Source organism: Dyella japonica DSM 16301 (genome assembly GCF_001010355.1).
Taxonomy (GTDB): domain Bacteria; phylum Pseudomonadota; class Gammaproteobacteria; order Xanthomonadales; family Rhodanobacteraceae; genus Dyella; species Dyella japonica.
On the sequence record NZ_JPLA01000026.1, the window covers coordinates 95,567 to 117,023 of the forward strand.

A 21,457-nucleotide genomic window follows, 5' to 3' on the forward strand; every position below is an offset into this window, starting at 1 on the left:
GTCGGCGGCGAACCCCAGGCAAATAAAAACCCCGGTAGCCAGGGGAGGGGCTACCGAGGTTTTGTCAGGCCGGTCTCATAACAAAGAGGGGAAAAGGACCGACCCCTCAGTGGCACGATGGTGCTGTACCACTTCTTGTCGCCGTCACGGCGATACGTATGCTTAGTGTGGCCGGCCTGGCGCTAGTTCAAGCGCCCCGTCAGTTTCGTTCAGCTTTTGGCAAGCTGGGCACTCCCGCCTGGCATCGGCGGCTTATTCCAAGGAAACGTCGCCCGATGGTTCGCCTGCTACAACGCCTGTGCCTGCTCGCCCTGGCCGCCACCCTGCCCCTGCATGCCGCCGATCTCACGGTCGACCTGGGCCACGGCAGCAAGACCTACAACACCGCCCAGCTGCTGGCGCGCAGCGATGCCCGCGACGTGACGATTCCAGCCGATGTCGCCTTCAAGCGCCCCATGCGTTACCGCGCCGTGCCCCTGAAGGCGTTGCTGGAGGGCGTATCGCCCGACGACACCCTGCAATTCACCGCCTCCGACGGTTTCGCTGCGCAGATCTCAGCGGCCCTGATCGTGCGCGCGCACGGCTCGGAAGCCTGGCTCGCCGTGGAGGATCCCGCCCAGCCCTGGCCGACGCTGGCCGAGATCAAGGGCGATGCGGGCCCCTTCTACGTCGTGTGGACCCAGCCGGAGGCAATGAAGATCGGGCCGGAGCAGTGGCCATTCCAGCTGGCCTCCATCCGCCGCCAGGCGCCCGTGGCCGAACGCTTCCCCGCCATCGTGCCCGATCCCGCCCTCAAGGCCGGCAGCCCCGTGCAGCGCGGCTTCGTGGTGTTCCAGCACACCTGCTTCGCGTGCCACACGCTCAATGGTCAGGGTGACGCCAAGCTGGGCCCGGACCTCAATATTCCCCACAGTCCGACGGAATATCTGCGCGAGGATTTGTTCCGCGCGTATCTCCGCGATCCGCAGTCGCTGCGTCACTGGCCGCAGGCGCGCATGCCCGGCTTTGATCGCAAGGCGCTGTCCGATCAGGACCTGGATGATCTGCTGGCCTATCTGCGGCACATGGCCGGCCGCAAGGCGCAGCCCTAGGGAGACGGCGCGATCGACGGCTGCCCGGTCGAATCCAGCCACTGCTGCAGCGAACGTTGCCGCTGCGTGTACGGTTGCCGCGCAAACTCGCGCACGCTGGCGTAGAACGCGGGCCACTGCCCTTCCGCGTGACGGAACAGGGCGAGGAACACCGGCGTCCAGCGATCGTAAATGCCGAACGGCAGCAGCCGCGCGTTGTTGATCGGACCATTGACCCAGGCGTCGTAGCGATGGTCGCCCGGCCAGTCCAGGTCGCGCCACTGCACGTAGCGCACGCGGAAGTCGTCGATGGCCTGCTGCTTGGCCTTGGCCATGGCCGGTTCGTCCACGCCGCTGGCGTAGAGCGTCTTCAGGCGGTCGCGCAGATCCATCACCAACCAGGTGAAGCCATCGTCCATGGTCTTCTCCCGATCGTTCTGCGCCGGCAGTCCACGCGACTGGCGCCATTGGCGCAGGCCCTCCTCCTGCACGAAGCTGGCGAAGGACTCGTTGAATGAACTGTCGTCCTTCACGTAGATCAGCTGGTGCGCGAGCTCGTGGAAGATGGTGGCGGCCAGCTCGTCGTCGTCCCAGCGCATCATGCTGCTGAGGATGGGATCGGCGAACCAGCCCAGGGTGGAATACGCCGGCACGCCGCCGACGTAGACGTCATCGCCCTGCGCCTCCAGCCGCAACGACTCGGCCTTGGCCTTGTCCTTGGAAAAATAGCCGCGATAGGCCACGCAACCGGCGAAGGGAAAGCAGTGCTGGATCGGCGCGATGGAAAAACGTGGCGTCGCGAACACATTCCACACCACGTAGGAACGGTCGAGCTTCACGTAGCTGGTGTAGCTGCGGTTATCCGGCAGATCCAGGCGATCGGTCGCGAACCGGCGCGCCTGCTGGGCCAGTTCCAGGCGCTTGCGGATTTCGGCATCGGTGGACGGATCGCGCAGCACCTCGCTCACGTCGCGGCGGTTCATCACCAGCTCGCTCTGGCCCTTGGCCACGTGAGCGTAGTAATCGACGGTGCTGCACGCACCAAGCAACAAGCCCATCGTCACGGTGACGATGGGCCTGAGGATGGCGGGGATGGTCGGCACGAAGCGTGGCAACGTCATGCCGCGATTGTGCCGCGATTTCAGTGGCCGTGGCCGCCGTTCCAGCCGCCGTGACCGCCATTGCCGTGGCCACCGCTCCAGCTGCCGTGGCCACCGCGGTAATAGCCGCCACCGCCGTGGTAATAGCCGCCGCCGCGATAGTAGCCACCACCGTGGTAATAGCCGCCGCGGTAGCCGCCGCCGTACCAGCCGCCAATGCCGATGCTTACGGCCGGGCCATAACAGCAGCCGTAACCGTAGTAGCCATAGCTCGGGTAGTAGTAGCCGGGGTAGTAGCCGTTGCTATAGGTGACGCCGGTACCGTAGTAGGCGTCGCCGCCACCGGTAGCGACCGGACGCACGTAGCTGTAGCCCGGATCGTAGTAACAGCCGGATAGCGCCGCGGTGGCAACCGCCAGAGCGAGACCGGCAAGCACGCGTTTCATGACGTAAGGCCTTCAGGGGGGAAGACAGCCTCACTTTGAACCTGTGCTGGTAAGTGCGCACTGAACGCTACCGACATGACTGGCGGGTATTTACCTGCCAGCCATGCCGGGACCGACGTGGCGTCGTCGGTTCAGTTATTGCCGCTGCGCTCGGGTGGCTGGCGGATATGCCCGTAGACCGCCTCGCTGGAAACACCACCGTTGCTGGTGCCCGTATCCAGGTGACCGTTGTTGCCGCCGGGGTGTTCATCGGCGCCGGGCCAGGTGGGTCCTTGGCGTACCCGCTCCTGCTTGGCCTCAAGCAGCGCCTGGATATGCTCGGCGGCCTCCTGCGGGGTCAGGTGCTGGCGTGCCGGGCGGCGTGGCCGTGCGCTGGGCGCGGCTCGACTGCGTCCTGCCGCAGGCGCGGCCTTGGCGGCTGTCTTGCTCGGCGCGGCGGCGGCCTTGCGAGGTGCGGCGCGCTTGGTCGCCGCCTTGCGTGTGGCGGTTTTCTTGGCCGCCTTCTTGGCAGTGGCGCGTTTGCGGGTGGTCTTTTTGGCCGCGGCCTTCTTCACCGCGGTCTTGCGCGGTGCGGCCTTCTTGGTTGCGGTCTTGCGCGTCGATTTGCGTGCGGCGGCCTTGCGCGTCGCGGTCTTGCGTGCGGGTGCTTTGCGCGTCGCCTTCTTGGCTGCCGTCTTGCGGGTTGCCTTCTTGACGGCGGTTTTGCGCGTTGCTTTTTTCGCTACGGTCTTGCGCGTTGCCTTCTTGGCGGCGGTCTTGCGTGTCGCCTTCTTGGCTGCCGTCTTGCGGACGGCCCGTTTGACGGTAGCGCGTTTGCGAGCGGTGGTTTTCTTGGCAGTGGATTTGCGGGTGGCTGCTTTCTTGGCCGAGGATTTCTTCGCGGCCGGCTTGCGCTTCGTTGCCATGCGTCTTCACTCCTGCGGTAGTCGAGAATGCCCGACGCCCCATCACGCCGGACTAACCGACAAGTAACACCAACAACATGTATCAGGGGTGAGCAAAACCGCCATTGGAAGTCATGCCGTGATCAAAATCTCGGCTGCGAGAGTGCCGCCAGGAAATGCGAGATCACTTCCGGTCGAACCACCACGGTGAAGGCCACGCCAAACGCGGCGCCCCACAGGTGCGCGCTGTGGTTGACGTTGCCCTGCCCGCGCCGGTCCATGTAGATGGAATAGCCCACGTAGAGCAAGGCGTAGACGATCGCCGGCAGCGGTATCACGAACACGATAATGCGCGACCACGGCGCCAGCAGGATGTACGAGAACAGCACGGCCGACACCGCGCCGGAAGCGCCCAGGCTGCGGTAATTAGGGTTGTTCTTGTTGCTCAGATATGTGGGCAGGATCGAGACCACCAGCGCCAGGATGTAGAACAGCGCGAATCCCAGCATACCCAGCGACGCGGTGAAAAACCCTTCCATGCTGCGGCCGAAAAAGTACAGCGTGATCATGTTGAACAGCAGGTGGCCGAAATCGGCATGCACCACCCCGTAGGTCACCAGCCGGTGGTACTCGCGGCTGCGGGTGATGGCGGGCGGCCACAGGATCAGATCATTCATCAGGCGGGCGTTGTTGAACGCCATGAAGGACACGATGGAGGTGATGGCGATGATGATCAGGGTGATCATGCGGACTTCCGTGACAGGCGGGAGGCGGTGACAAAGAATCCGCATCTTGGCGGCGCGGCGGGCGCTTGTCGACTCCGCACGCAGCGGAAAGCCCAAGCGCAGAGCCGCATTCCGCACTATCATGCCCGGCTTCAAGCGTTTCCCCACGCCCCAGGCACTCCCCATGTCGATCCGTTACCTGCATCTGGACGTCTTTGCCGCCGCTCCCGGCGGCGGCAACCACCTGGGCGTCGTCACCGACGCCACCGGCTGGAGCGATGCCCGCATGCAAGCCTTCGCCCGCTGGACCAATCTGGTCGAAACCACCTTCCTGCTGCCGCCCAGCCAACCCGGCGCCAGCTATCGCGTGCGCATTTTCACGCCGCACAAGGAAATTCCGTTTGCCGGCCATCCCAGCATCGGCAGCGCGCACGCTGTCCTGCTGTGCGGACTGGCCAAACCGGTGGACGGCGTGCTGTGGCAGGAATGCGGTGCCGGCGTCTTGCCGATCCGCGTCGAAGGCAGCGACGGCTCGCGCCAGTTGCTGCTGAAATCGCCGCCGTCCACGGTCGAGAAAACCGGCCGCGACGCCCATCCGCTGCTCGATGCCGCACTGGCCGGCATCGGCCTGGGCACGCTGCCGCCGGCCTTTGTGTCAGGTGGCCGCCACTGGTGGCTGGCCGAATGCGCCGACGAGGCCTCGCTGCGCCAATGGAAGCCCGACCATAGCGCCATCGGCGCGCTGGCCAAGGCCACCGACAGCATGGGCCTGTGCGTGTTTGCGCGCAGCTCGCATCCGGACTACCAGCTGGTGGTGCGCGCGCTGCCGGCCGGCGTCGGCCTGGTGGAAGACCCGGCCTCCGGCGCCGCCAACGGCCTGATTGCCGCCTATATCGCGCATGCCGAACCCGACGGCCCGCTCGCACGCGGTTACATGGTGAGCCAGGGTCGTGAGATCGGCCACGACGCCAGCCTTTGCGTGCGCATCGACGGCAACACCGTATGGATCGGTGGACGCACCAACACCATCATTGACGGCACGCTGCACTGGAACGGCCAGCCGTGAGCACGCGGCCGCAGATCTGGGTCGATGCCGACGCCTGCCCTGCGCCGATCAAAGAGGTGCTGTTCCGCGCGGCGGAACGCGAGCAGGTGCAGGTGACCCTGGTGGCCAACCAATGGCTGCGCACGCCGCCCTCGCGTTTCGTGCGCGCCATCCAGGTGCCCGGCGGTTTCGACGTGGCCGATGCCGAGATCGTGGAACGCGTGAATGCAGGCGACCTGGTGGTGACGCAGGATATTCCGCTGGCGGCCCTGGTGATCGAAAAAGGCGCGCTTGCCGTGCATCCGCGCGGCGAGCTGTATACGCCGGACACGATTGCGCAGAGGCTCTCCATGCGCAATTTCATGGATGAATTGCGCGGCTCGGGCGTCGACACCGGCGGTCCGGCGGCGTTTCATGCGCGCGACAAGCAGGCGTTTGCCAATCAGCTGGATCGTTGGCTGGTGCAGTTTCGCAAGACGCGCTGAGCGCTACCTCCCCCTTGTAGGAGCGCACCCTGTGCGCGACGGGTACGACGTAGCGTGACGGTCGCGCACAGGGTGCGCTCCTACAAGGTAATTGGCAGTGTTCTTTAGAGCTTGCGCTCATCCAGATGCGCACGACGTGCAGCCACCTGCGCCATGATGGCCCAGTCGACATCTTCGTCGCCGGTGGACAAGGCCTCGAGCAGGCTGTCGCGCAACACGCCTGCCAGCGGCAAGGGCACGCGCGTTGCGTCCGCGGCTGCCAGCGCGAGGCCGATGTCCTTGTAGCCCAGCGGCAGGGCGAAGCCGGCCGGCGTATAGCGCGCTTCGGCGATGAGTCTGGCGTAGCCCTGGTAAGCGGGCGTGGCGAACAGCGAGTTGGTCATCACGTCGAGGAAATCCGCCGCGCTCACGCCATGCGCCCGCGTCAACGCCGATGCTTCGGCCATGCTCTCGATGGCAGCGCCGATCATGAAATTGCCGGCGATCTTCACCACGTTCGCCCGCTCCGGCGCCTCGCCCAGCGGCCAGATGCGGCTGCCCATGACCTCGAGCAGCGAACGCACGCGCTCGACCACGTGCGGCTTGCCGGCCACCAGGATGTTGAGCTTGCCCGCCGCCGCCACATCAGGGCGACCGAACACGGGGGCGGCCAGGTAATCCAGGCCTCGTTGCGCGTGCTCCTGCGCCATCTCACGCGCCAGGGCCACGGAAATGGTCGCGTGGTTCACATGCACCGTGCCCTGGTCCATGCCGTCGAGCAGGCGGCCGTCGACAAACACGCTGCGCACGGCCTGGTCGTTGGCCAGCATGCTGAAAAGCACCTCGCCCTGCGCCGCGCGGTCGGCCGTCTTCACCACCTTGGCGCCCAGCGACGCCAGAGGCTCGGTGGGTCCCGGCGAGCGATTCCACACGGTGACCTCATGCCCGGCCTTGATGAGGTTGCTCGCCATGGCACTGCCCATGGCACCGAGGCCGATAAAACCCACTTTCATGCGTTGGTCTCCACACTGAACTATCCGCGCAGTGGATCACGCCGCATGTTCACCTTGTGCGAAATCAGACCACTTCGCCCGCCGCGTGCGCCGACGCCCATGCCCACTGAAAATTGTAGCCACCGAGCCAGCCGGTGACATCGACGACCTCGCCGATGAAATACAGGCCCGGCACGAGTTTCGATTGCATGGTGGTGGAGGAAAGGCCATCGGTATCCACGCCGCCCAGCGTGACTTCGGCGGTGCGGTAACCTTCGGTGCCGCTGGCCACGATGGGCCAGTCGTGCAGTTGTTCGCCGATCTTGTGCAGCTCCGCTTCGCGGTATTGGCGCATCGGACGGCTCTCGAACCACAGTTCGCACAGGCGTTGCGCGAGGCGGCGAGGCAGCACGTCGCCCAGTACGTTTTTCAGTTCCGCCGCGGGACGCGCAACGCGTTGTTCCTGCAGCCACTGCCCGAGATCGAGCTCCGGCAACAGGTTGATGCGCAGGTCGTCACCGGGCTGCCAATACGAGGAGATCTGCAGGATCGATGGTCCACTGATGCCACGGTGCGTAAACAACAGGCCGGCGCGGAATGAACGCTTGCCCACGCTTGCATCCACCGCAGGCAAAGCCACACCCGCCAGATCCTGATAGCGCTCCTGATGCTTGCCGCTCAGCGTGAGCGGCACCAGGCCGGCGCGGGTGGGCAACACCGCATGGCCGAACTGCCGCGCCAGTTCGTAGCCAAAACCGCTGGCGCCCATGCTCGGAATCGACAGGCCGCCAGAAGCAACCACCAACGATTGCGCATGTACTTCGCCATGCGCCGTGACCACGTTGAAACCCTCGTCGGTCTTGCGCACGCGCTGCACGCCGCAGCTGGTTTCGATGCGCACGCCGGCTTGCGCGCACTCGTCCAGCAGCATGCGCACGATCAGCTTGGACGAGTCATCGCAGAACAGCTGGCCCAGCTCCTTCTCGTGGTAGGCGATGCGATGTTTCTCCACCATCGCGATGAAGTCCCACGGCGTATAGCGGGCCAGGGCCGATTTGGGAAAGTGCGGATTGGCGGACAGATAGGCGTTCGGCGTCACGCCCAGGTTGGTGAAATTGCAGCGCCCGCCGCCGGACATGAGGATCTTCTTGCCGACCTTGTTGGCATGGTCCACCACCAGCACGCTGCGCCCGCGCTGGCCGGCAACGATGGCGCACATCAGTCCGGCGGCGCCGCCACCGATGACCAGCACATCCACTTTCACGCGCGCACCGCCATGCCCTGCTCCTGTTCAATGACCGTGCATTATCCGACAGGATGCGCCAGATCGCTTAAACTCGGCTTTTCCCCGGACCGGACCGCCACCATGCCTTCTTTTGACGTCGTTTCCGAAGTCGACAAGCACGAACTGACCAATGCCGTGGACCAGGCCAACCGCGAGCTGGCCAGCCGCTTCGACTTCAAGGGCACCGATGCGAAGTTCGAGCTGGACCAGTTCGTCATCACCCAGTCCGCCCCCAGCGAATTCCAGCTGGAGCAGATGCTGGACATCCTGCGTGGCCGCCTTACCTCACGCAAAATCGACATCCGCGCGCTGGATGTGGGCGACGCCGAAACCAACCTGGGCGGCTCGCGTCAGAAGGTCACGGTGAAGCAAGGCATCGAGCAGGCGATCGCCAAGAAGCTGGTGGCCACGCTCAAGGCGGCCAAGCTCAAGGTCGAGGCGCAGATCAACGGCGACAAGCTGCGCGTGACGGGCAAGAAGCGCGACGACCTGCAGGAGGCCATGGCCGTGTTGCGCAAAGCCGATGTGGAACTGCCGCTGCAGTTTGACAATTTCCGCGATTGAGTTGGCGCCCTCGCCGAGCGAGGCGAATTCACCCTTGTAGGAGCGCACCCTGTGCGCGACCGCCGTTCGCCAGGTCGCACACAAGGTGCCGCTGCATCAACCCGCCAATCCCGCCGCCATATTCACGCTGATCGCAATGATGAACACGTTGAAGAAGAACGCGATCACGCTGTGTAGCAAGGCCACGCGGCGCAGATAGCGGCTGCTGATCTGCACATCGGAGACCTGGAAGGTCATGCCGATGACGATGGCGAAATACATGAAGTCCCAGTAATCGGGTTCCTCCGTGCCGGGGAAATCCAGCCCTTCATGCTTCTTGCCGAAATCGCCGTAGAAGCCGTGCGCGTAGTGCATGCCGAACATCACGTTGAAGAACAGCCAGGACAGCACGATGCTCGCCGCGGCGACCATCAGCGCCTTCGCGTCGCCACCTTTGGCGCCGCCCGTTTCGGTGGTCAGCGCCAGCGACACGAAGCCGGTGAGGATCAGCGAGGTCCACAACACGCCCCAGCGGCCGGTGTCCTGCTTGCGCGCCTGCCCGCGCATGAGGTCGGGCGAGGTCGTGCGGCAGAACAGGATGGTCAGCGCCGTCAGGTAAACCGCGACGCCCAGATCGAAGCCGAGCAGCAGCGCCTCGGCAGGCGTCAGCCGCAAGCAGTACCACAGCGCCAGGCCGACGATGAGCGCGACAGCGCCGGAGATCATCAGGCGCGGACGGGCGCGCAGGATGCGGAAAGGGACGAAACCATTCTTGCGGGGACGGGGCTTCCCGGACGCGGTGCTCATGCGCACGTTCCTGCGCTCAGCCAGCTCTTCATCGCAAACGCTCTCTCCATGACCCGGTAGCGGGCATGGCGCATCTTAGAGCCTGTGCAGCGCGTTCTCGTAGCCCCGCTTGCGGTTCAGACGTGCAGGTCCTGATACTCCGGATGGCGGGTCATCCAGATCTCCGAATACGAACAGGCTGGATCCACCCGCCAGTGTTCTTCCCGCGCCATGTCCAGCGCCGTGCGCACCAGATGGGACGCGATGCCGCGACCGCCCACCGCCGACGGAACGATGGTGTGGGTGATGGTCATCACACCATTTTCCAGCGTGTAGTCGAGCACGCAGGGCACGCCGTCCACTTTTGTTTCGAAGCGGTGCGTCCTGGCGTTGTGGTTGATCTCGGCGTACATGAAACGCGCCCTCGTCGGGGTGACCGGCGCGGAGATTAAAGCAAGTGGCAGCGAACCACGCGTGAAGACCTTGCGCGATCGCGTTCGCATTTCGTGCATGACTCTTTCGGCAAGCTTCCGCGACACCATCGCCTGCTCCAGGGAGCTGAACATGAAACGAAACGCATCCGCCGTCTGGTCGGGCGGGCTCAAGGAAGGTTCCGGCACCATCTCCACCGCCTCAGGCGTGCTGCACGAAGCGCGCTACGGCTTCCAGTCGCGGTTTGCCGACGGACCGGGCACCAATCCCGAAGAATTGCTTGGTGCGGCTCATGCGGGCTGCTACACGATGGCGCTCGCGCTGGGCCTCGAACAGGCCGGCCATGCCGCCACGCATATCGAGACCAAGGCGGTGGTGACGCTGGACAAGGATGGCGACGGCTTTTCCATCACCACGGTCGATCTCACCTGCCGCGCGAAAGTGGATGGCGTCGATGCCGCCACCTTCGACAAGATCGCCAAGGCCACCAAGGAAGGCTGCCCCGTGTCGAAGGTGCTCAAGGCGACGATCAACCTCGACGCCCAACTCGCCAGCTGAAGTTCCGCCGCGCACATCAACCAGCGCAACCTGCGCGCACTGGCCGCGGTGCCGCCGCCAGTGCAGCGCGTCGCGCACGTACGGCCTCGGCCAGGCGATCGAGCACCTGCAGCGAGTCCTCCCAGTCGATGCAACCGTCGGTGATGCTCTGGCCATAACGCAGCGGCTGGCCGTCGAGCAGATCCTGGCGACCACCGACCAAGTGGCTTTCCACCATCACGCCGACGATGCGCTGCTCGCCCGCCGACAGTTGCGCCGCGATATCGTCGATCACGCGCGGCTGGTTCTCCGGCAGCTTGAGGCTGTTGGCATGGCTGGCGTCGACCATCACGCGGGCCTGTTGTCCGCCCTTGACGATCGCGGCGCACGCCGCTTCAACGCTGGCCGCGTCGTAGTTGGGCATCTTGCCGCCGCGCAGGATCACGTGGCAGTCCTCATTGCCAGTGGTGGCCGCGATGGCGGTGTGGCCGTCCTTGGTCACGGCCATGAAATGGTGCGGCTGCGAGGCGGCGCTCACCGCGTCCACCGCGATCTTCACATTGCCGTCGGTGCCGTTCTTGAAACCCACCGGGCAGGACAGACCCGAGGCCAGCTCGCGATGCACCTGGCTCTCGGTGGTGCGCGCACCGATGGCGCCCCATGCCACCAGGTCGGCGATGTATTGCGGCGTGATCATGTCGAGAAATTCACAGCCGGCCGGCACGCCGAGTTCGTTGATGTCGCGCAAGAGGCCGCGCGCCAGTCGCAGGCCCTTGTCGATGCGGAAGCTGCCGTCCAGATCGGGATCGTTGATCAGCCCCTTCCAGCCCACCGTGGTGCGCGGCTTTTCGAAGTACACGCGCATCACGATTTCCAGCTCGCCCGCATGGCGTTTGCGTTGCTGGGCAAGCCGCCCGGCGTATTCCAGTGCAGCCTTGGTGTCGTGGATCGAACATGGGCCGATCACCACGGCCAGTCGGTCATCCTCGCCAGCCAGGATGCGGTGCAGCGCCTGGCGCGTGGCGCTCACGGTATGCGCGGCGTGCACGCTGGCGGCGCAATCGCGCATCACTTCGGCCGGCGCGGTGAGCGGCGTGATGGCGCGGATGCGTAAATCGTCGGTGGAAGGGTTCACGGGGATCTCCTGGGAGGTTCCACTCGCGACCATAAAAAAGGCCGCCAGTGGTGGCTGGCGGCCTTTTTTCGGAATGGTGTCTTGTCGTTACGACAGTCGAGACCAACCCTCCGCCAGCGGCATCGGATAGCCGTAATACCAAAAATACTGGCGGGCGGTGTGGGAGGTCATGGTCGTTAGAGATAACACAGGATTTTCGAGTGTGCAAAGGATGCATCTGAAACCAAGCGCTAAACTTGAGCCATGTCGTCACCGTGGAATCTCCTCACCCGCCCTGCCCGCGAACCCATCCGACGCTGGGTGCTGAGTGCGTTTCCACGCGGTGGTGGCGGCCATGTGGACTACGATCATCCGATAGGCGATCCCGGCTTGTTCGGCCCCGACAGCGCCACCTGGCGTGTGCATTCAGATTTTCCAGGCATGCTCGCCGGCGGCCTGGCGGCGCTGATGCTGCAGACCCTGCATCCACTGGCGCTCGCCGGCGTGTGGGACCACTCGAACTTCCGCGACGACCTGATTGGCCGCCTGCGTCGAACGACGTCATTCGTCAGCGGCACGACGTATGCGCCGGCCGAACAGGCGCAAGCCTTGATCGAACGCGTCAAGCACATCCACGCGCAAGTTCAAGGCACGGCAGAGGATGGACGTCCTTATGCGGCCGATGATCCGCATCTGCTGACCTGGGTCCATGTCACCGAAGCCTATAGTTTTCTACAGGGCTATCGACGCTATAGCCATATCGCGATGCCCGCCGGTGCTGCCGATCGCTACTACGATGAGGTGCGTCGCATCGCCGAGGCGCTGGGTGCGCGCGACGTGCCCGCGTCCGAGGCGCAGATCACCGCCTATTTCCGTCGCGTACGCCCCGACCTGCGCTTCACCGAGCGCTCGCGCGCGGTGCTCGATGTGTTGTATCGCGTGCGCCTGCCGGTGCCGGTGGCGGGTTTGTCGCGCGATGTGTTCCTTCAGGCGGGCGCAGCGCTGCTGCCGCCATGGGCCGATACCTTGCTGGAACGCACCCCGCTGCAGCGCGCGCAATCGCGACTGGCCGCACGGGCGCTATGGTCGGTGGCGCCGGTTTTCCGCATGGCGCTGCACGACGGCATCGGCAGCCATGCGTGCATGCGTGTCGGCGTGCCCACCGACACGCTGCAGCATTGGCGCTGATTCAGCCTTGTTCCATCGCAGCGTCGTAGCGCCGCTGCATTTCTTCCGGGCTCACCTGCTCGATCTCATGCCCGACCAGCCATTCGTGACCAAACGGATCGCGCACGGTGCCGCCGCGTTCGCCGTAGAAGAAATCGGTGGCCGGCCTGACCAGATATCCGCCCTTTTCAACGGCGCGCGCCAGCACGGCGTCGGCATTGTCCACATGCAGATGGATCGAGACGCTGGTCCCGCCGATGCTCTGCGGGCCGACGATGCCATGCTCGGGATATTCATCGGACAGCATCAGCACCGAAGGTCCCATCGCCAGTTCGGCATGCCCGATGCGGCCGGTACCGGGCTCGTCCAGGCGCATTTTTAGGGTCGCGCCGAATACTTCCTGGTAGTACGCCAGCGCAGCCTCGGCGTTGCGTACGCGCAGATAGGGAAACATTTCCTTGATGAGGGGGGGCTTGAACGTGTTCATCGGGGCTCCCAGGGCAGGACAGGCAGCGCCGACACTATGCCCGCGGCGCGTCGTGGTCTTGGTGAAAATCGAAGCCCGGCAGGGCGTCGCCGGCCCGGCGAGATTGACACGCCCCGCCGATCCGCTAACGTCGCCGGACCTGAACGCATGGCGCGTACGAAGGCACGGCACGAGGCAGGCTCTCATTGGCGACGCTCATCCCCTCCCGCAACAGCAGCCTGCCGCAGATGACCAGCGGCGAAAAGCGCTTCTCCGAACGCCTGGAGCAGAAGCTCGAGGACGACTACCTGCTGTGGTACGACGTGGCCATCGGCCCCCGCCAGCGTCGCCCCGACTTCATCGTGTTTCATCCGCGCCGCGGCCTGCTCGTGCTCGAAGTGAAGGACTGGAAGCCGGGCACCATCCAGCAGGCCGACCGCACGCTGTTCACCCTGATCACCGGCAGCAGCAGCGTGAAGGAACACAACCCGCTGATGCAGGCACGCGACGGCGCCACTGAAATCCACAAGGTGCTGGCGCAGGACCCGGCGCTACGCCATCCGCCCGGTCACATCTACGAAGGCAAGTTGCTGATGCCGTGGGGCTACGGCGTGGTGCTGGCCAATATCAGCCGCAAGCAGTTCGAGGCGGGACAACTGGAGGCGGTGATTCCCGCCCATCTGGTGATCTGCCAGGACGAGATGTACGAATCGGTGGAATCGGAAGCCTTCCAGGAACGCCTGTGGGCGATGTTTCCGCAGATCTTCCCCACCGCGCTCACCCTGCCGCAGATCGATCGCGTGCGCTGGCATCTGTTTCCTGAAATCCGCGTGGAGCCCGGCGAGGGCCAGTTTGGCCTGTTCGCCTCGGCCAGGAGCACGAACAAGGTAGCGATTCCCGACCTCATCAAGGTGATGGACGCGCAGCAGGAACTGCTGGCCCGCTCGCTGGGCGACGAACACCGCATCATTCACGGCGTAGCCGGCTCGGGCAAGACCATGATCCTGGGCTTTCGCGCGATGGAACTGGCGCGCGCGCTGTCCAAGCCGATCCTGGTGCTGTGCTACAACAAGACGCTGGCCGAGCGCCTTGAACAGCTGATGGGCGAACGTGGCCTCAGCGACAAGGTGCAGGTGTACAACTTCCACAAGTGGTGCCGCAGCATGCTCACGGCCTACCACGTGCCCTTGCCCGAGGACGGCCCGCATTTCGCCGAAGAATTGCCGCCGGCGGTGATCGCAGGCGTGGACAGCGGGCAGATCCCGCGCTTCCAGTACGGCGCGGTGCTGATCGACGAAGGCCACGATTTCGAGCCCGAGTGGTACAAGCTGATCGTGCAGATGATCGATCCCAACACCAACTCGCTGCTGGTGTTGTACGACGACGCGCAGAACATCTACGGCCAGGCCAATCGCAAGAAGCTCAGCTGGAAAAGCCTGGGCGTGCAGGCGCAGGGCCGCACCACCATCCTCAAGCTCAACTACCGCAACACCCTGGAAATCCTCTCGGTGGCGCGCGGTTTCGCCAACGAGCTGCTGCTCGGCCGCAGCGACGATGACGACGGCGTACCGCTGATTTCGCCGGAAAGCGCCGGACGCCGCGGCGCCCTGCCCGAGCTGATCCGCGTGGAACGCCAGGAAGATCAGCTGCCGGCGATCATCCAGCGTCTGCGCGATGAGCTGGCTGCGGGCCGTCCGCTATCGGACATGGCGGTGATCTTCCGCAACAGCTGGGAAGGCGAGAAGCTGCAGGAAGCGCTGCAGCGCGCCGGCATCGCCAGCCAGCTCGCCGAGGGCAACGGCAAGAGCTCGCTGTTCGTGGTGGACGACACCGTGAAGCTGGTGACCATGCATTCGAGCAAGGGCCTGGAGTTTCCGCTGGTGATCATTCCGGGCCTGGGCTCGCTGCCCAAGCCCGGCAAGAACGAGGCCGAGGAAGCACGCCTGCTCTATGTGGCGATGACGCGCGCCACCGAGCGACTGGTGCTGATCCACCACGAGGATTCGATCTTCAGCCAGCGCATCCGCAACTCCATCAACGACGTGCAGCAGCAGTTGGCCAGCGCCTGAAGGGGGCTCCCCCTTCCCCGTAGCCGTGCCGAGGCCGATACTCGTGCAAACCGCTGCCGAAGTGATGTCCATGCGCGATCTGCTCGACGAGTCCGTTTTGGCGCCGCAACCGCTCGAAGTGGCGCTGACGCTGCCGGCCCGCTTCTACACCGACCCGCGCATGCAGGCGCTGGATGCACGCGCGATCTTTGCGCGCAGCTGGCAGCTGGTTTGCCATCGATCCCAGGTGCCCGATGTCGGCGATCACGTGGTCACCGAGATCGCCGGACTGCCGCTGATCGTGGTGCGCGCCCACGACGGCGTCATCCGCGCCTTCCACAATGTATGCCGCCATCGTGCGGGCCCCATCGCCAGTTGCGATGGCAAGGGCGCCAAAGCGCTGCGTTGCCGCTATCACGGCTGGACCTACGGGCTCGACGGCGTGCTGCGCGGCGCGCCGGAGATGGGCCGCACGCAGGACTTCAATCCCTCGGATATCCGCCTGCCCGAAGTGCGCGTTGAGGTATGGCAGGGCCTGGTGTTTGTCGCCCTTGGCGAGGCGCCTCCGTTTGCGGAGCTGGTCGCCGGTATCGACGAACGATTGGGGCCGGAGCGTTCGCTGGACGACTACGTATTTCATCACCGAGCCAGCTACGAGGTCGCATGCAACTGGAAGGTGTACGTGGACAACTACCTCGAGGGTTACCACGTACCGCACATCCATCCCGGCCTCAACAGCCTGCTCGACTATCGCAGCTACATCACGGAAACGGCGCCGTGGTATTCGTTCCAGTACAGCCCGCTGGAAAGTGGCGGCGACCTGTACGGCAGTGGCGAAGCGCTGTACTACTTCATCCATCCCAACACCATGCTCAACATCCTGCCCTCGCGCCTGCAGACCAATCGCGTGCTGCCCCTGGGCGTGGATCGCTGCCGGGTGGAGTTTGATTTCTACTATCCGCCCGATGACAGCGCTGCAGCGCAAGCGCGCCGTGCGCGCGATGTCGAGTTCAGCGACGAAGTGCAGGATGAGGATGTGACGATCTGCGCGGACGTGCAGCGCGGACTCGCATCGGGCTCCTATGAAGCGGGCCGGCTCAATCCGCTGAGGGAAAACGCCGTGCATCATTTCCACGAAATGGTGCGCCGCGCTTATCGCCAATCGCTCACCGCGGCATAAGCAACGCTGCACCGCACCGGGCGCTGAACGTACGAACTCACGATCAGCAAAGCTGACGCATCGTTGACACGACCTTCGCAGAGTACACAGTCTCATCAGGCCGTATATCAGGAGAGGCACTCATGAAGCGGCTAGTCTGGTCCGTGCTGTTGCTGTTCGGCTTGACCATCCCTGCCGCGTTTGCGCAGGGCTTGAACGGCGTGGTGACGACGTACGCCGACCTCTATGCGGGCCCTGACGCCGGTTATCCCACCATCGCACAGCTTCCTCCGGGCACGGCGGTCGCCATCCAGGGATGCACGCAAGGCTGGGGCTGGTGCGATGTGATCACGGCGGGTTTGCGCGGCTGGGTGCCCGCGACCTTCGTGCAGTACACCTATCAGAGCCAGCCGGTCTATGTGGCCGACTACGGTGCGCGCATCGGCATTCCCATCGTCGCGTTTTCCATTGGTGCGTATTGGGGCTCGTACTACACCAACCGACCGTTCTATCGGAATCGCGATTACTGGTATAGCCGTCCATACGCACCGCGTCCGCCGCCGCGCCCGCCAGGCTGGCATCCGGGTGCGCGTCCGCCGGCCCATGGTTATCGGCCTCCCAATGGTGGTTATCGTCCCCCGGCGAATGGTGGCCATCGCCCGCCGCCACAAGGCAATCGCCCGCCGCCGAACGGAGGCAATCGGCCGCCGCCGAACCAAGGGCACCGGCCACCGTCGAACAACCGGCCGCCGCAGAACCCCGGTACGCATCCGCCGGGCCAGACCAGGCCGCCCGGCGGTACGCCGCCGCAAGGCCATCGCCCGCCGCCGAATCAAGGTGGTCACCCGCCGCCAAACCAGGGCGGCAACCGGCCGCCCTCAGGTCACGGCAACAGCAAGCCGGCGCCAAAACCGCACCCTGAGTCGGGCAAACAAGCCGCCTGATGCCGCACCCATGCTGACCAGACCGGCCGCCCTCGCGCGTCGGTTTGTGTCAGCGCGCGTCGGTCCGTGCTGGACTTTCCCTGCACGGATCAGCACGGAACGCCGGTGTTTCCCGACGTTGAGGCGCTATCGCCACACCGCACGCATGGCATGACTCTTGCCCCTGATTTCACCAGGGAACGGAGTTCGGGCAGGACGCCGTCGGTTTATCCAGGCATGCGCATGCGGGCATGCGGAGACGCGCTCAGCCAGTGGGGTGGGACGCTGCATCCGTGACCCGCAAGCGCGATGCCGCAGCAGCGGGCTTAGCCATGAGCGTCAATGCACCAGTCTGGTCAAGGCGACGACCGTTCTCCTTCACGGTCCGGTTGCCCTTGGCTGCGGCCAATGATGGCCAGCTGCATCGCCGTCGCTATATGCCGGTCGGCCTGAAATTTGCGCTCGCCCTGGTGGTCTCGCTCGGCTGGGCAGCGTTTGCCTATGTCGTCGCACAGCATTGGCTGGGTGAATTCCGCACGCCAGGCCAACGCCTGATGGCGCATCTGCTGGTGCTTGGCATCGCGGTGCTGCCCGCCTTCATGAACGCGTTTCTCGCGGTGGGCCTGCTGCTCGATCGGCGCCCGCCGCGCTCGCATTTCGCCGATAGCGATTTTCCCAGCGTGAGCATCCTGATCGCCGCGCACAACGCGCAGGACACCATACTCGGCACGCTGGCAAGCATCGCCATGCAGCGCTATCCCGCCCCCATCGAAGTAATGGTGATCAACGACGGCTCCACCGACGCCACGCTGGAACAGCTGCGCGGCGCGTCCTATCCGTGGCTGGAGGTGCTCGACCTCAAGTCCGCGGGCGGTCAGGCGAACGCGCTCAATGCCGGGCTGCGCCTGGCGTCCTATCCCGTCACCGTGACGCTGGCGGCGGATGCCTACCTGCATCCCCAGGCCTTGCGTCGACTGGTGACGCGTTACATGAGCGATCCTCCGAATACGGCGGCGGTGGCCGGCGCGGTGCTGGTGCGCAATTCACGGCAAAGCCTGGTGACGCGCATGCAGGAGTGGGATTACTTCCAGGGCATCGCAGCCAGCAAGCGTCTGCAAAGCCTGTTTCAAGGCACCCTGGTCGCGCCGGCCGCGTTTTCGCTGTACCGCACCGACATCCTCCGCGTGGTGGGCGGCTGGCCGGCAGGCGCTGGCGAGGACGCCGTGCTGACCTGGGCACTGCTGGGCGACCATCATCGAGTGGGTTATTGCGAAGACGCCATCGCGTTTGCGCGCGTGCCGGCAACGCTGAGCGCGTTCCTGCAGCAACGCGGCCGTTGGTCGCGTGGTCTCATCGAAGCGTTCAAGACGCACGGCTCGCTGCTGTTCCGTCGCCGCCTGAGCACGTTCTTCATCTGGTGGAACCTGCTCTTTCCGTACATGGACCTGGTCTACACCATCGCCGTGTTGCCTGCCGTGCTGCTGGCCTGCATGGGCGTCTATGGCCTGGCGGCTTCCATGCTGGTCTTCGTGGTGCCGGCGGCGCTGCTCGCCCATGCGGTGATCTACACAGTGCAGGCGCGCATGTTCCGCGATGTCGGGCTGACCGTGCGACGCAATCCGTTCGGCTTGTTCGGCTACGCCCTGCTGTACGGGCTGGCGCTCAAACCGGCCAGCGTGATGGGTTATCTGTCCGGCCTGGTGACGCGCCGATCACGCGACTATGCGCACTGAGGACCACGGCCACCAGCCGATGCGCTGCTGCGCATAGCGGTCGGCGGCGCGCTCAAAGCGATTGCGCACGCTGATGCCGCCGCACAAGGCATACAAGGGCAGGAACAACGGGCCCAGTACCATGTACTGGTAGACATGCGCTCGCTCGTGATCGGCCAGCGAAATACACGGCTCCTGGCGATGACCGGCACGATGCGCATAGGTGAAACACGGCGTGTCGAGTTCCTCGCACGAATACAGGATCACATTGCCCAGGGTCAGCGCACCACCGCTGCCCCGATGCGGCATGCGCCGGAACGCCAGGGCGCATTCACGCCTGCGCCATTGCGGACGGGCGCCCCAGGGCATGCAGGCAAGACCGGCGAGCAGGCCCAGCAGGCTGTTGGGCAGGGTCCATAGCGCGCCGGCCAGCAGGAGTAGCCAGGGAGCTGCCGCGTTCCGGCCTTCACGCTTGCGCACGCCCGGGCTCCTTGTATACCGCGTCGGTGGACACCATCTGATGCTGCATCGAGTTTTGGCCATCGAGGCCTGCCATGTCCACTCCGCTGACCGTTCCCTGCCCCCACTGTGCGGCGCTCAATCGTGTGCCCGAGGATCGACTGGGCCAACATCCCGTCTGCGGCCGCTGCAAGCAGCCGCTGTTCCAGGGCAAGCCGATGGCGCTGGACGCCGGCAATTTCGACGCCGTGGCGACCCGTGGCGACTTGCCGGTGGTGATCGACTTCTGGGCGCCCTGGTGCGGGCCGTGCGTGAGTTTTGCGCCGGTATTCGCCGAGGCCGCCAAGAGTCTGGAACCGCAGCTGCGGCTGGCCAAGGTGGATACCGAGGCCCAGCCGGCGTTGGCGCAGCGCTTTGGCATCCGCAGCATTCCCACCCTGCTGGTGTTGCGCAACGGCCGCGAGGTGGCGCGTCAGGCCGGTGCGCTCAATGGCATGCAGCTGCGCCAGTTCCTCGCCAACGCGCTGCGCTGAGACGCCTTACGAGCTGCACGACAGCATCGAACAGCCCGCCTTGTGCATCGCCCAGGCGGGCCGCTTCGCGGCGTAGTGTTCGCGTCCGGGCTGATCGTCGTAAGGTCGACGCATCACCTCGAGCAGTTCGTGGATGCCGCTGTAGTCGCCTTGCATCGCCAGATCAATCGCTTCCTGCGCGAGATAATTGCGCAGCACATAACGCGGATTGGCGGCGTGCATGCGCGAACGGCGCTGCTGACCCGTGAGAGCGTCGCGGCGCGCGCGTGCCGCATAGCCATCCAGCCACAGCTGGAACGCCGGCTCGCTTGCCTGCCGCTTGGCGTCGTCATAGAACGCTTCATGCAACGGCGCCAATGAAGGCTGGACCGGATCGACGTCCGCCAGCGCGAGGAAGAACAGCGTCATGTCCACTTCCGCGTCGCTCAGCAGCGCATACAACTCGCGCATGAGCTCGACGTCGCCCTCTTCGCAGGACGCAAAGCCGAGCTTGGCCGCGATCATCTCGCGATCGGCCTGGGCATACACCGCTGCATAACGATCGAGCCCCGCCTGCAGGTGCTCGGTGCCGCTGAACAGCGGCGCCAGCGCCATGGCCAGGCGGCTGAGGTTCCACCACGCCACGTTCGGCTGCTGGCCGTAGCGATAGCGGCGACGGCCTGCATCGGTGGTGTTGGGCGTCCACTCCGGATCGAAGTTGTCGACCCAACCGTACGGACCGTAGTCGATGGTCAGTCCGAGGATGGACATGTTGTCGGTATTCATCACGCCGTGCACAAAGCCCACGCGCATCCAGTGGCTGACCATCAGCGCGGTGCGTTCGCAGACCTGCGCGAACCACTGGGCATACAGCGCCTCGCCCTCGCCGCGGCATTCGGGAAAATCGCGCGCGATGGTGAAATCCACCAGCTGCCGCAACAGCGCCGTGTCGCCTCGCGCCGCCGGCAACTCGAAATTGCCAAAGCGTACGAACGATGGCGCGACACGACACACGATGGCGCCCGGCTCCTGCTGCGGGTGTCCGTCGTAGAACATGTCGCGCACCACCGAGTCGCCGGTCACCACCAGGCTGAGTGCGCGCGTGGTGGGCACACCCAGGTGATGCATCGCCTCGCTGCACAGGAACTCGCGAATGGAGGAACGCAGCACGGCGCGTCCGTCCGCGCCGCGCGAATACGGTGTCGGTCCCGCGCCTTTGAGCTGCAGCTCCCAGCGCCGGCCCTCGCGCGTGAGCACTTCGCCCAGCGAAATCGCACGCCCGTCGCCCAGCTGATCCGCCCACACGCCGAACTGATGGCCGCCGTAATTGGCCGCGAAGGGCTGCATGCCAGCGAGCAGCGCATTGCCGCCCAGCACCTGTGCAAACTCGGGACTTTCCAGGTCGGCGGCGTCCAGGCCCAGGGCCTGCGCCATCTCCGGCGACCATGCCACCACGCGTGGCGATCGCACCGGTGTGGGCTCCAGGCGGGAGTACAAGGCGCCCAGCACCTGACGCTGGCGGGAACCTTGTTCAGGATCGCCCGGCAGGTCGCGCACGAAGGCGTTGTCGAAGTTCAAATCAGACATG

General features: G+C 65.2%; 23 protein-coding genes. 11 read left to right on the forward strand and 12 right to left on the reverse strand.

The features are described from left to right. Nucleotides 1-275 precede the first annotated feature (275 nt). Nucleotides 276-1,091, forward strand: a complete 816-nt coding sequence (locus Y882_RS10670) for a cytochrome c (RefSeq protein ID WP_046971888.1) — start codon at nt 276-278, stop codon at nt 1,089-1,091. Here the strand turns inward: Y882_RS10670 and Y882_RS10675 are convergent. The 4 genes from Y882_RS10675 to Y882_RS10690 form a co-directional block, all read right to left on the reverse strand. Next, nucleotides 1,088-2,191, reverse strand: coding sequence for an aminopeptidase (locus Y882_RS10675; protein ID WP_425479445.1), 1,104 nt, complete (start codon nt 2,189-2,191; stop codon nt 1,088-1,090). The genes Y882_RS10670 and Y882_RS10675 overlap by 4 nt on opposite strands. 20 nt (nt 2,192-2,211) lie before the next feature. After that, nucleotides 2,212-2,616, reverse strand: coding sequence for a hypothetical protein (locus tag Y882_RS10680; RefSeq protein ID WP_046971889.1), 405 nt, complete (start codon nt 2,614-2,616; stop codon nt 2,212-2,214). Nucleotides 2,617-2,747: 131 nt separating this feature from the next. Further along, entirely contained in the window at nt 2,748-3,521 is a 774-nt protein-coding gene (locus tag Y882_RS20035) for a histone H1-like repetitive region-containing protein (protein ID WP_156171408.1), read from the reverse strand. Nucleotides 3,522-3,643: 122 nt separating this feature from the next. Next, nucleotides 3,644-4,246, reverse strand: a complete 603-nt coding sequence (locus Y882_RS10690) for a rhomboid family intramembrane serine protease (RefSeq protein WP_046971890.1) — start codon at nt 4,244-4,246, stop codon at nt 3,644-3,646. Between the two features lie 163 nt (nt 4,247-4,409). On the opposite strand from Y882_RS10690, the gene Y882_RS10695 reads away from it, so the two are divergent. Both Y882_RS10695 and Y882_RS10700 read left to right on the forward strand, forming a co-directional pair. Then, a complete protein-coding gene (locus Y882_RS10695) occupies nt 4,410-5,291 on the forward strand; it encodes a PhzF family phenazine biosynthesis protein (protein WP_046971891.1) in 882 nt (293 codons plus the stop codon). Next, nucleotides 5,288-5,755, forward strand: a complete 468-nt coding sequence (locus Y882_RS10700; protein WP_046971892.1) for a YaiI/YqxD family protein — start codon at nt 5,288-5,290, stop codon at nt 5,753-5,755. Before Y882_RS10695 ends, Y882_RS10700 begins: the two co-directional genes overlap by 4 nt. A 104-nt stretch (nt 5,756-5,859) precedes the next feature. Here Y882_RS10700 and Y882_RS10705 read toward each other — a convergent pair whose 3' ends face one another. Beyond that, on the reverse strand, nt 5,860-6,747 hold the full coding sequence (locus tag Y882_RS10705) for an NAD(P)-dependent oxidoreductase (RefSeq protein ID WP_046971893.1): 888 nt from the start codon (nt 6,745-6,747) through the stop codon (nt 5,860-5,862). 64 nt (nt 6,748-6,811) lie between these two features. After that, entirely contained in the window at nt 6,812-7,990 is a 1,179-nt protein-coding gene (locus Y882_RS10710) for a BaiN/RdsA family NAD(P)/FAD-dependent oxidoreductase (protein ID WP_046971894.1), read from the reverse strand. A gap of 102 nt (nt 7,991-8,092) precedes the next feature. On the opposite strand from Y882_RS10710, the gene Y882_RS10715 reads away from it, so the two are divergent. Beyond that, nucleotides 8,093-8,575, forward strand: coding sequence for a YajQ family cyclic di-GMP-binding protein (locus tag Y882_RS10715; RefSeq protein WP_046971895.1), 483 nt, complete (start codon nt 8,093-8,095; stop codon nt 8,573-8,575). 96 nt (nt 8,576-8,671) lie between these two features. Here Y882_RS10715 and Y882_RS10720 read toward each other — a convergent pair whose 3' ends face one another. Both Y882_RS10720 and Y882_RS10725 read right to left on the reverse strand, forming a co-directional pair. After that, on the reverse strand, nt 8,672-9,361 hold the full coding sequence (locus Y882_RS10720; protein ID WP_046971896.1) for a DUF1345 domain-containing protein: 690 nt from the start codon (nt 9,359-9,361) through the stop codon (nt 8,672-8,674). A gap of 116 nt (nt 9,362-9,477) precedes the next feature. Further along, nucleotides 9,478-9,753, reverse strand: a complete 276-nt coding sequence (locus Y882_RS10725) for a GNAT family N-acetyltransferase (protein WP_046971937.1) — start codon at nt 9,751-9,753, stop codon at nt 9,478-9,480. A 151-nt stretch (nt 9,754-9,904) separates the two neighbouring features. Here Y882_RS10725 and Y882_RS10730 point away from each other — a divergent pair, with 151 nt between their 5' ends. Further along, nucleotides 9,905-10,330, forward strand: a complete 426-nt coding sequence (locus Y882_RS10730; protein ID WP_046971897.1) for an OsmC family protein — start codon at nt 9,905-9,907, stop codon at nt 10,328-10,330. A 16-nt stretch (nt 10,331-10,346) separates the two neighbouring features. Here the strand turns inward: Y882_RS10730 and Y882_RS10735 are convergent, their stop codons facing one another. Continuing rightward, nucleotides 10,347-11,444: a 3-deoxy-7-phosphoheptulonate synthase gene (locus Y882_RS10735; protein WP_046971898.1), complete on the reverse strand. Its 1,098-nt coding sequence runs from the start codon at nt 11,442-11,444 to the stop codon at nt 10,347-10,349. Between the two features lie 243 nt (nt 11,445-11,687). Between Y882_RS10735 and Y882_RS10740 the strand changes: the two genes are divergently transcribed. After that, entirely contained in the window at nt 11,688-12,611 is a 924-nt protein-coding gene (locus Y882_RS10740; protein ID WP_046971899.1) for an oxygenase MpaB family protein, read from the forward strand. A 1-nt stretch (nt 12,612) separates the two neighbouring features. On the opposite strand, the gene Y882_RS10745 is transcribed toward Y882_RS10740, so the two are convergent. Then, entirely contained in the window at nt 12,613-13,077 is a 465-nt protein-coding gene (locus Y882_RS10745; protein WP_046971900.1) for a VOC family protein, read from the reverse strand. A 227-nt stretch (nt 13,078-13,304) separates the two neighbouring features. Here Y882_RS10745 and Y882_RS10750 point away from each other — a divergent pair, with 227 nt between their 5' ends. From Y882_RS10750 to Y882_RS10765, 4 genes are all read left to right on the forward strand, one after another. Then, nucleotides 13,305-15,125 (forward strand): DEAD/DEAH box helicase, encoded by a 1,821-nt coding sequence (locus tag Y882_RS10750; RefSeq protein ID WP_046971938.1) that lies wholly within the window; start codon nt 13,305-13,307, stop codon nt 15,123-15,125. 43 nt (nt 15,126-15,168) lie between these two features. After that, entirely contained in the window at nt 15,169-16,284 is a 1,116-nt protein-coding gene (locus tag Y882_RS10755; RefSeq protein WP_244466320.1) for an aromatic ring-hydroxylating oxygenase subunit alpha, read from the forward strand. Between the two features lie 122 nt (nt 16,285-16,406). Further along, the gene (locus Y882_RS10760) at nt 16,407-17,207 is read left to right on the forward strand and encodes an SH3 domain-containing protein (RefSeq protein ID WP_046971901.1); all 801 of its coding nucleotides are present in this window, start codon (nt 16,407-16,409) and stop codon (nt 17,205-17,207) included. 374 nt (nt 17,208-17,581) lie between these two features. Beyond that, nucleotides 17,582-18,919, forward strand: a complete 1,338-nt coding sequence (locus Y882_RS10765; RefSeq protein WP_244466321.1) for a glycosyltransferase family 2 protein — start codon at nt 17,582-17,584, stop codon at nt 18,917-18,919. Here Y882_RS10765 and Y882_RS10770 read toward each other — a convergent pair. Then, on the reverse strand, nt 18,899-19,378 hold the full coding sequence (locus Y882_RS10770; RefSeq protein ID WP_046971902.1) for a hypothetical protein: 480 nt from the start codon (nt 19,376-19,378) through the stop codon (nt 18,899-18,901). The two genes, Y882_RS10765 and Y882_RS10770, sit on opposite strands and share 21 nt — an antisense overlap. Before the next feature lie 74 nt (nt 19,379-19,452). Here Y882_RS10770 and trxC point away from each other — a divergent pair, with 74 nt between their 5' ends. Further along, nucleotides 19,453-19,890: a thioredoxin TrxC gene (gene trxC / locus Y882_RS10775; RefSeq protein ID WP_046971903.1), complete on the forward strand. Its 438-nt coding sequence runs from the start codon at nt 19,453-19,455 to the stop codon at nt 19,888-19,890. A 6-nt stretch (nt 19,891-19,896) separates the two neighbouring features. Here the strand turns inward: trxC and Y882_RS10780 are convergent, their stop codons facing one another. Next, on the reverse strand, nt 19,897-21,456 hold the full coding sequence (locus Y882_RS10780; RefSeq protein ID WP_046971904.1) for a protein adenylyltransferase SelO: 1,560 nt from the start codon (nt 21,454-21,456) through the stop codon (nt 19,897-19,899). Between the last annotated feature and the right edge of the window lies 1 nt (nt 21,457).

What these genes read in the sequence shown, in the direction of transcription:
- Y882_RS10670 (WP_046971888.1), top strand. Translation starts at nt 276, where the DNA reads ATGGTTCGCCTGCTACAACGCCTGTGCCTGCTCGCCCTGGCCGCCACC.
- Y882_RS10675 (WP_425479445.1), bottom strand. Translation starts at nt 2,191, where the DNA reads ATGACGTTGCCACGCTTCGTGCCGACCATCCCCGCCATCCTCAGGCCC.
- Y882_RS10680 (WP_046971889.1), bottom strand. Translation starts at nt 2,616, where the DNA reads ATGAAACGCGTGCTTGCCGGTCTCGCTCTGGCGGTTGCCACCGCGGCG.
- Y882_RS20035 (WP_156171408.1), bottom strand. Translation starts at nt 3,521, where the DNA reads ATGGCAACGAAGCGCAAGCCGGCCGCGAAGAAATCCTCGGCCAAGAAA.
- Y882_RS10690 (WP_046971890.1), bottom strand. Translation starts at nt 4,246, where the DNA reads ATGATCACCCTGATCATCATCGCCATCACCTCCATCGTGTCCTTCATG.
- Y882_RS10695 (WP_046971891.1), top strand. Translation starts at nt 4,410, where the DNA reads ATGTCGATCCGTTACCTGCATCTGGACGTCTTTGCCGCCGCTCCCGGC.
- Y882_RS10705 (WP_046971893.1), bottom strand. Translation starts at nt 6,747, where the DNA reads ATGAAAGTGGGTTTTATCGGCCTCGGTGCCATGGGCAGTGCCATGGCG.
- Y882_RS10715 (WP_046971895.1), top strand. Translation starts at nt 8,093, where the DNA reads ATGCCTTCTTTTGACGTCGTTTCCGAAGTCGACAAGCACGAACTGACC.
- Y882_RS10720 (WP_046971896.1), bottom strand. Translation starts at nt 9,361, where the DNA reads ATGAGCACCGCGTCCGGGAAGCCCCGTCCCCGCAAGAATGGTTTCGTC.
- Y882_RS10725 (WP_046971937.1), bottom strand. Translation starts at nt 9,753, where the DNA reads ATGTACGCCGAGATCAACCACAACGCCAGGACGCACCGCTTCGAAACA.
- Y882_RS10730 (WP_046971897.1), top strand. Translation starts at nt 9,905, where the DNA reads ATGAAACGAAACGCATCCGCCGTCTGGTCGGGCGGGCTCAAGGAAGGT.
- Y882_RS10740 (WP_046971899.1), top strand. Translation starts at nt 11,688, where the DNA reads ATGTCGTCACCGTGGAATCTCCTCACCCGCCCTGCCCGCGAACCCATC.
- Y882_RS10745 (WP_046971900.1), bottom strand. Translation starts at nt 13,077, where the DNA reads ATGAACACGTTCAAGCCCCCCCTCATCAAGGAAATGTTTCCCTATCTG.
- Y882_RS10750 (WP_046971938.1), top strand. Translation starts at nt 13,305, where the DNA reads ATGACCAGCGGCGAAAAGCGCTTCTCCGAACGCCTGGAGCAGAAGCTC.
- Y882_RS10760 (WP_046971901.1), top strand. Translation starts at nt 16,407, where the DNA reads ATGAAGCGGCTAGTCTGGTCCGTGCTGTTGCTGTTCGGCTTGACCATC.
- trxC (WP_046971903.1), top strand. Translation starts at nt 19,453, where the DNA reads ATGTCCACTCCGCTGACCGTTCCCTGCCCCCACTGTGCGGCGCTCAAT.
- Y882_RS10780 (WP_046971904.1), bottom strand. Translation starts at nt 21,456, where the DNA reads ATGTCTGATTTGAACTTCGACAACGCCTTCGTGCGCGACCTGCCGGGC.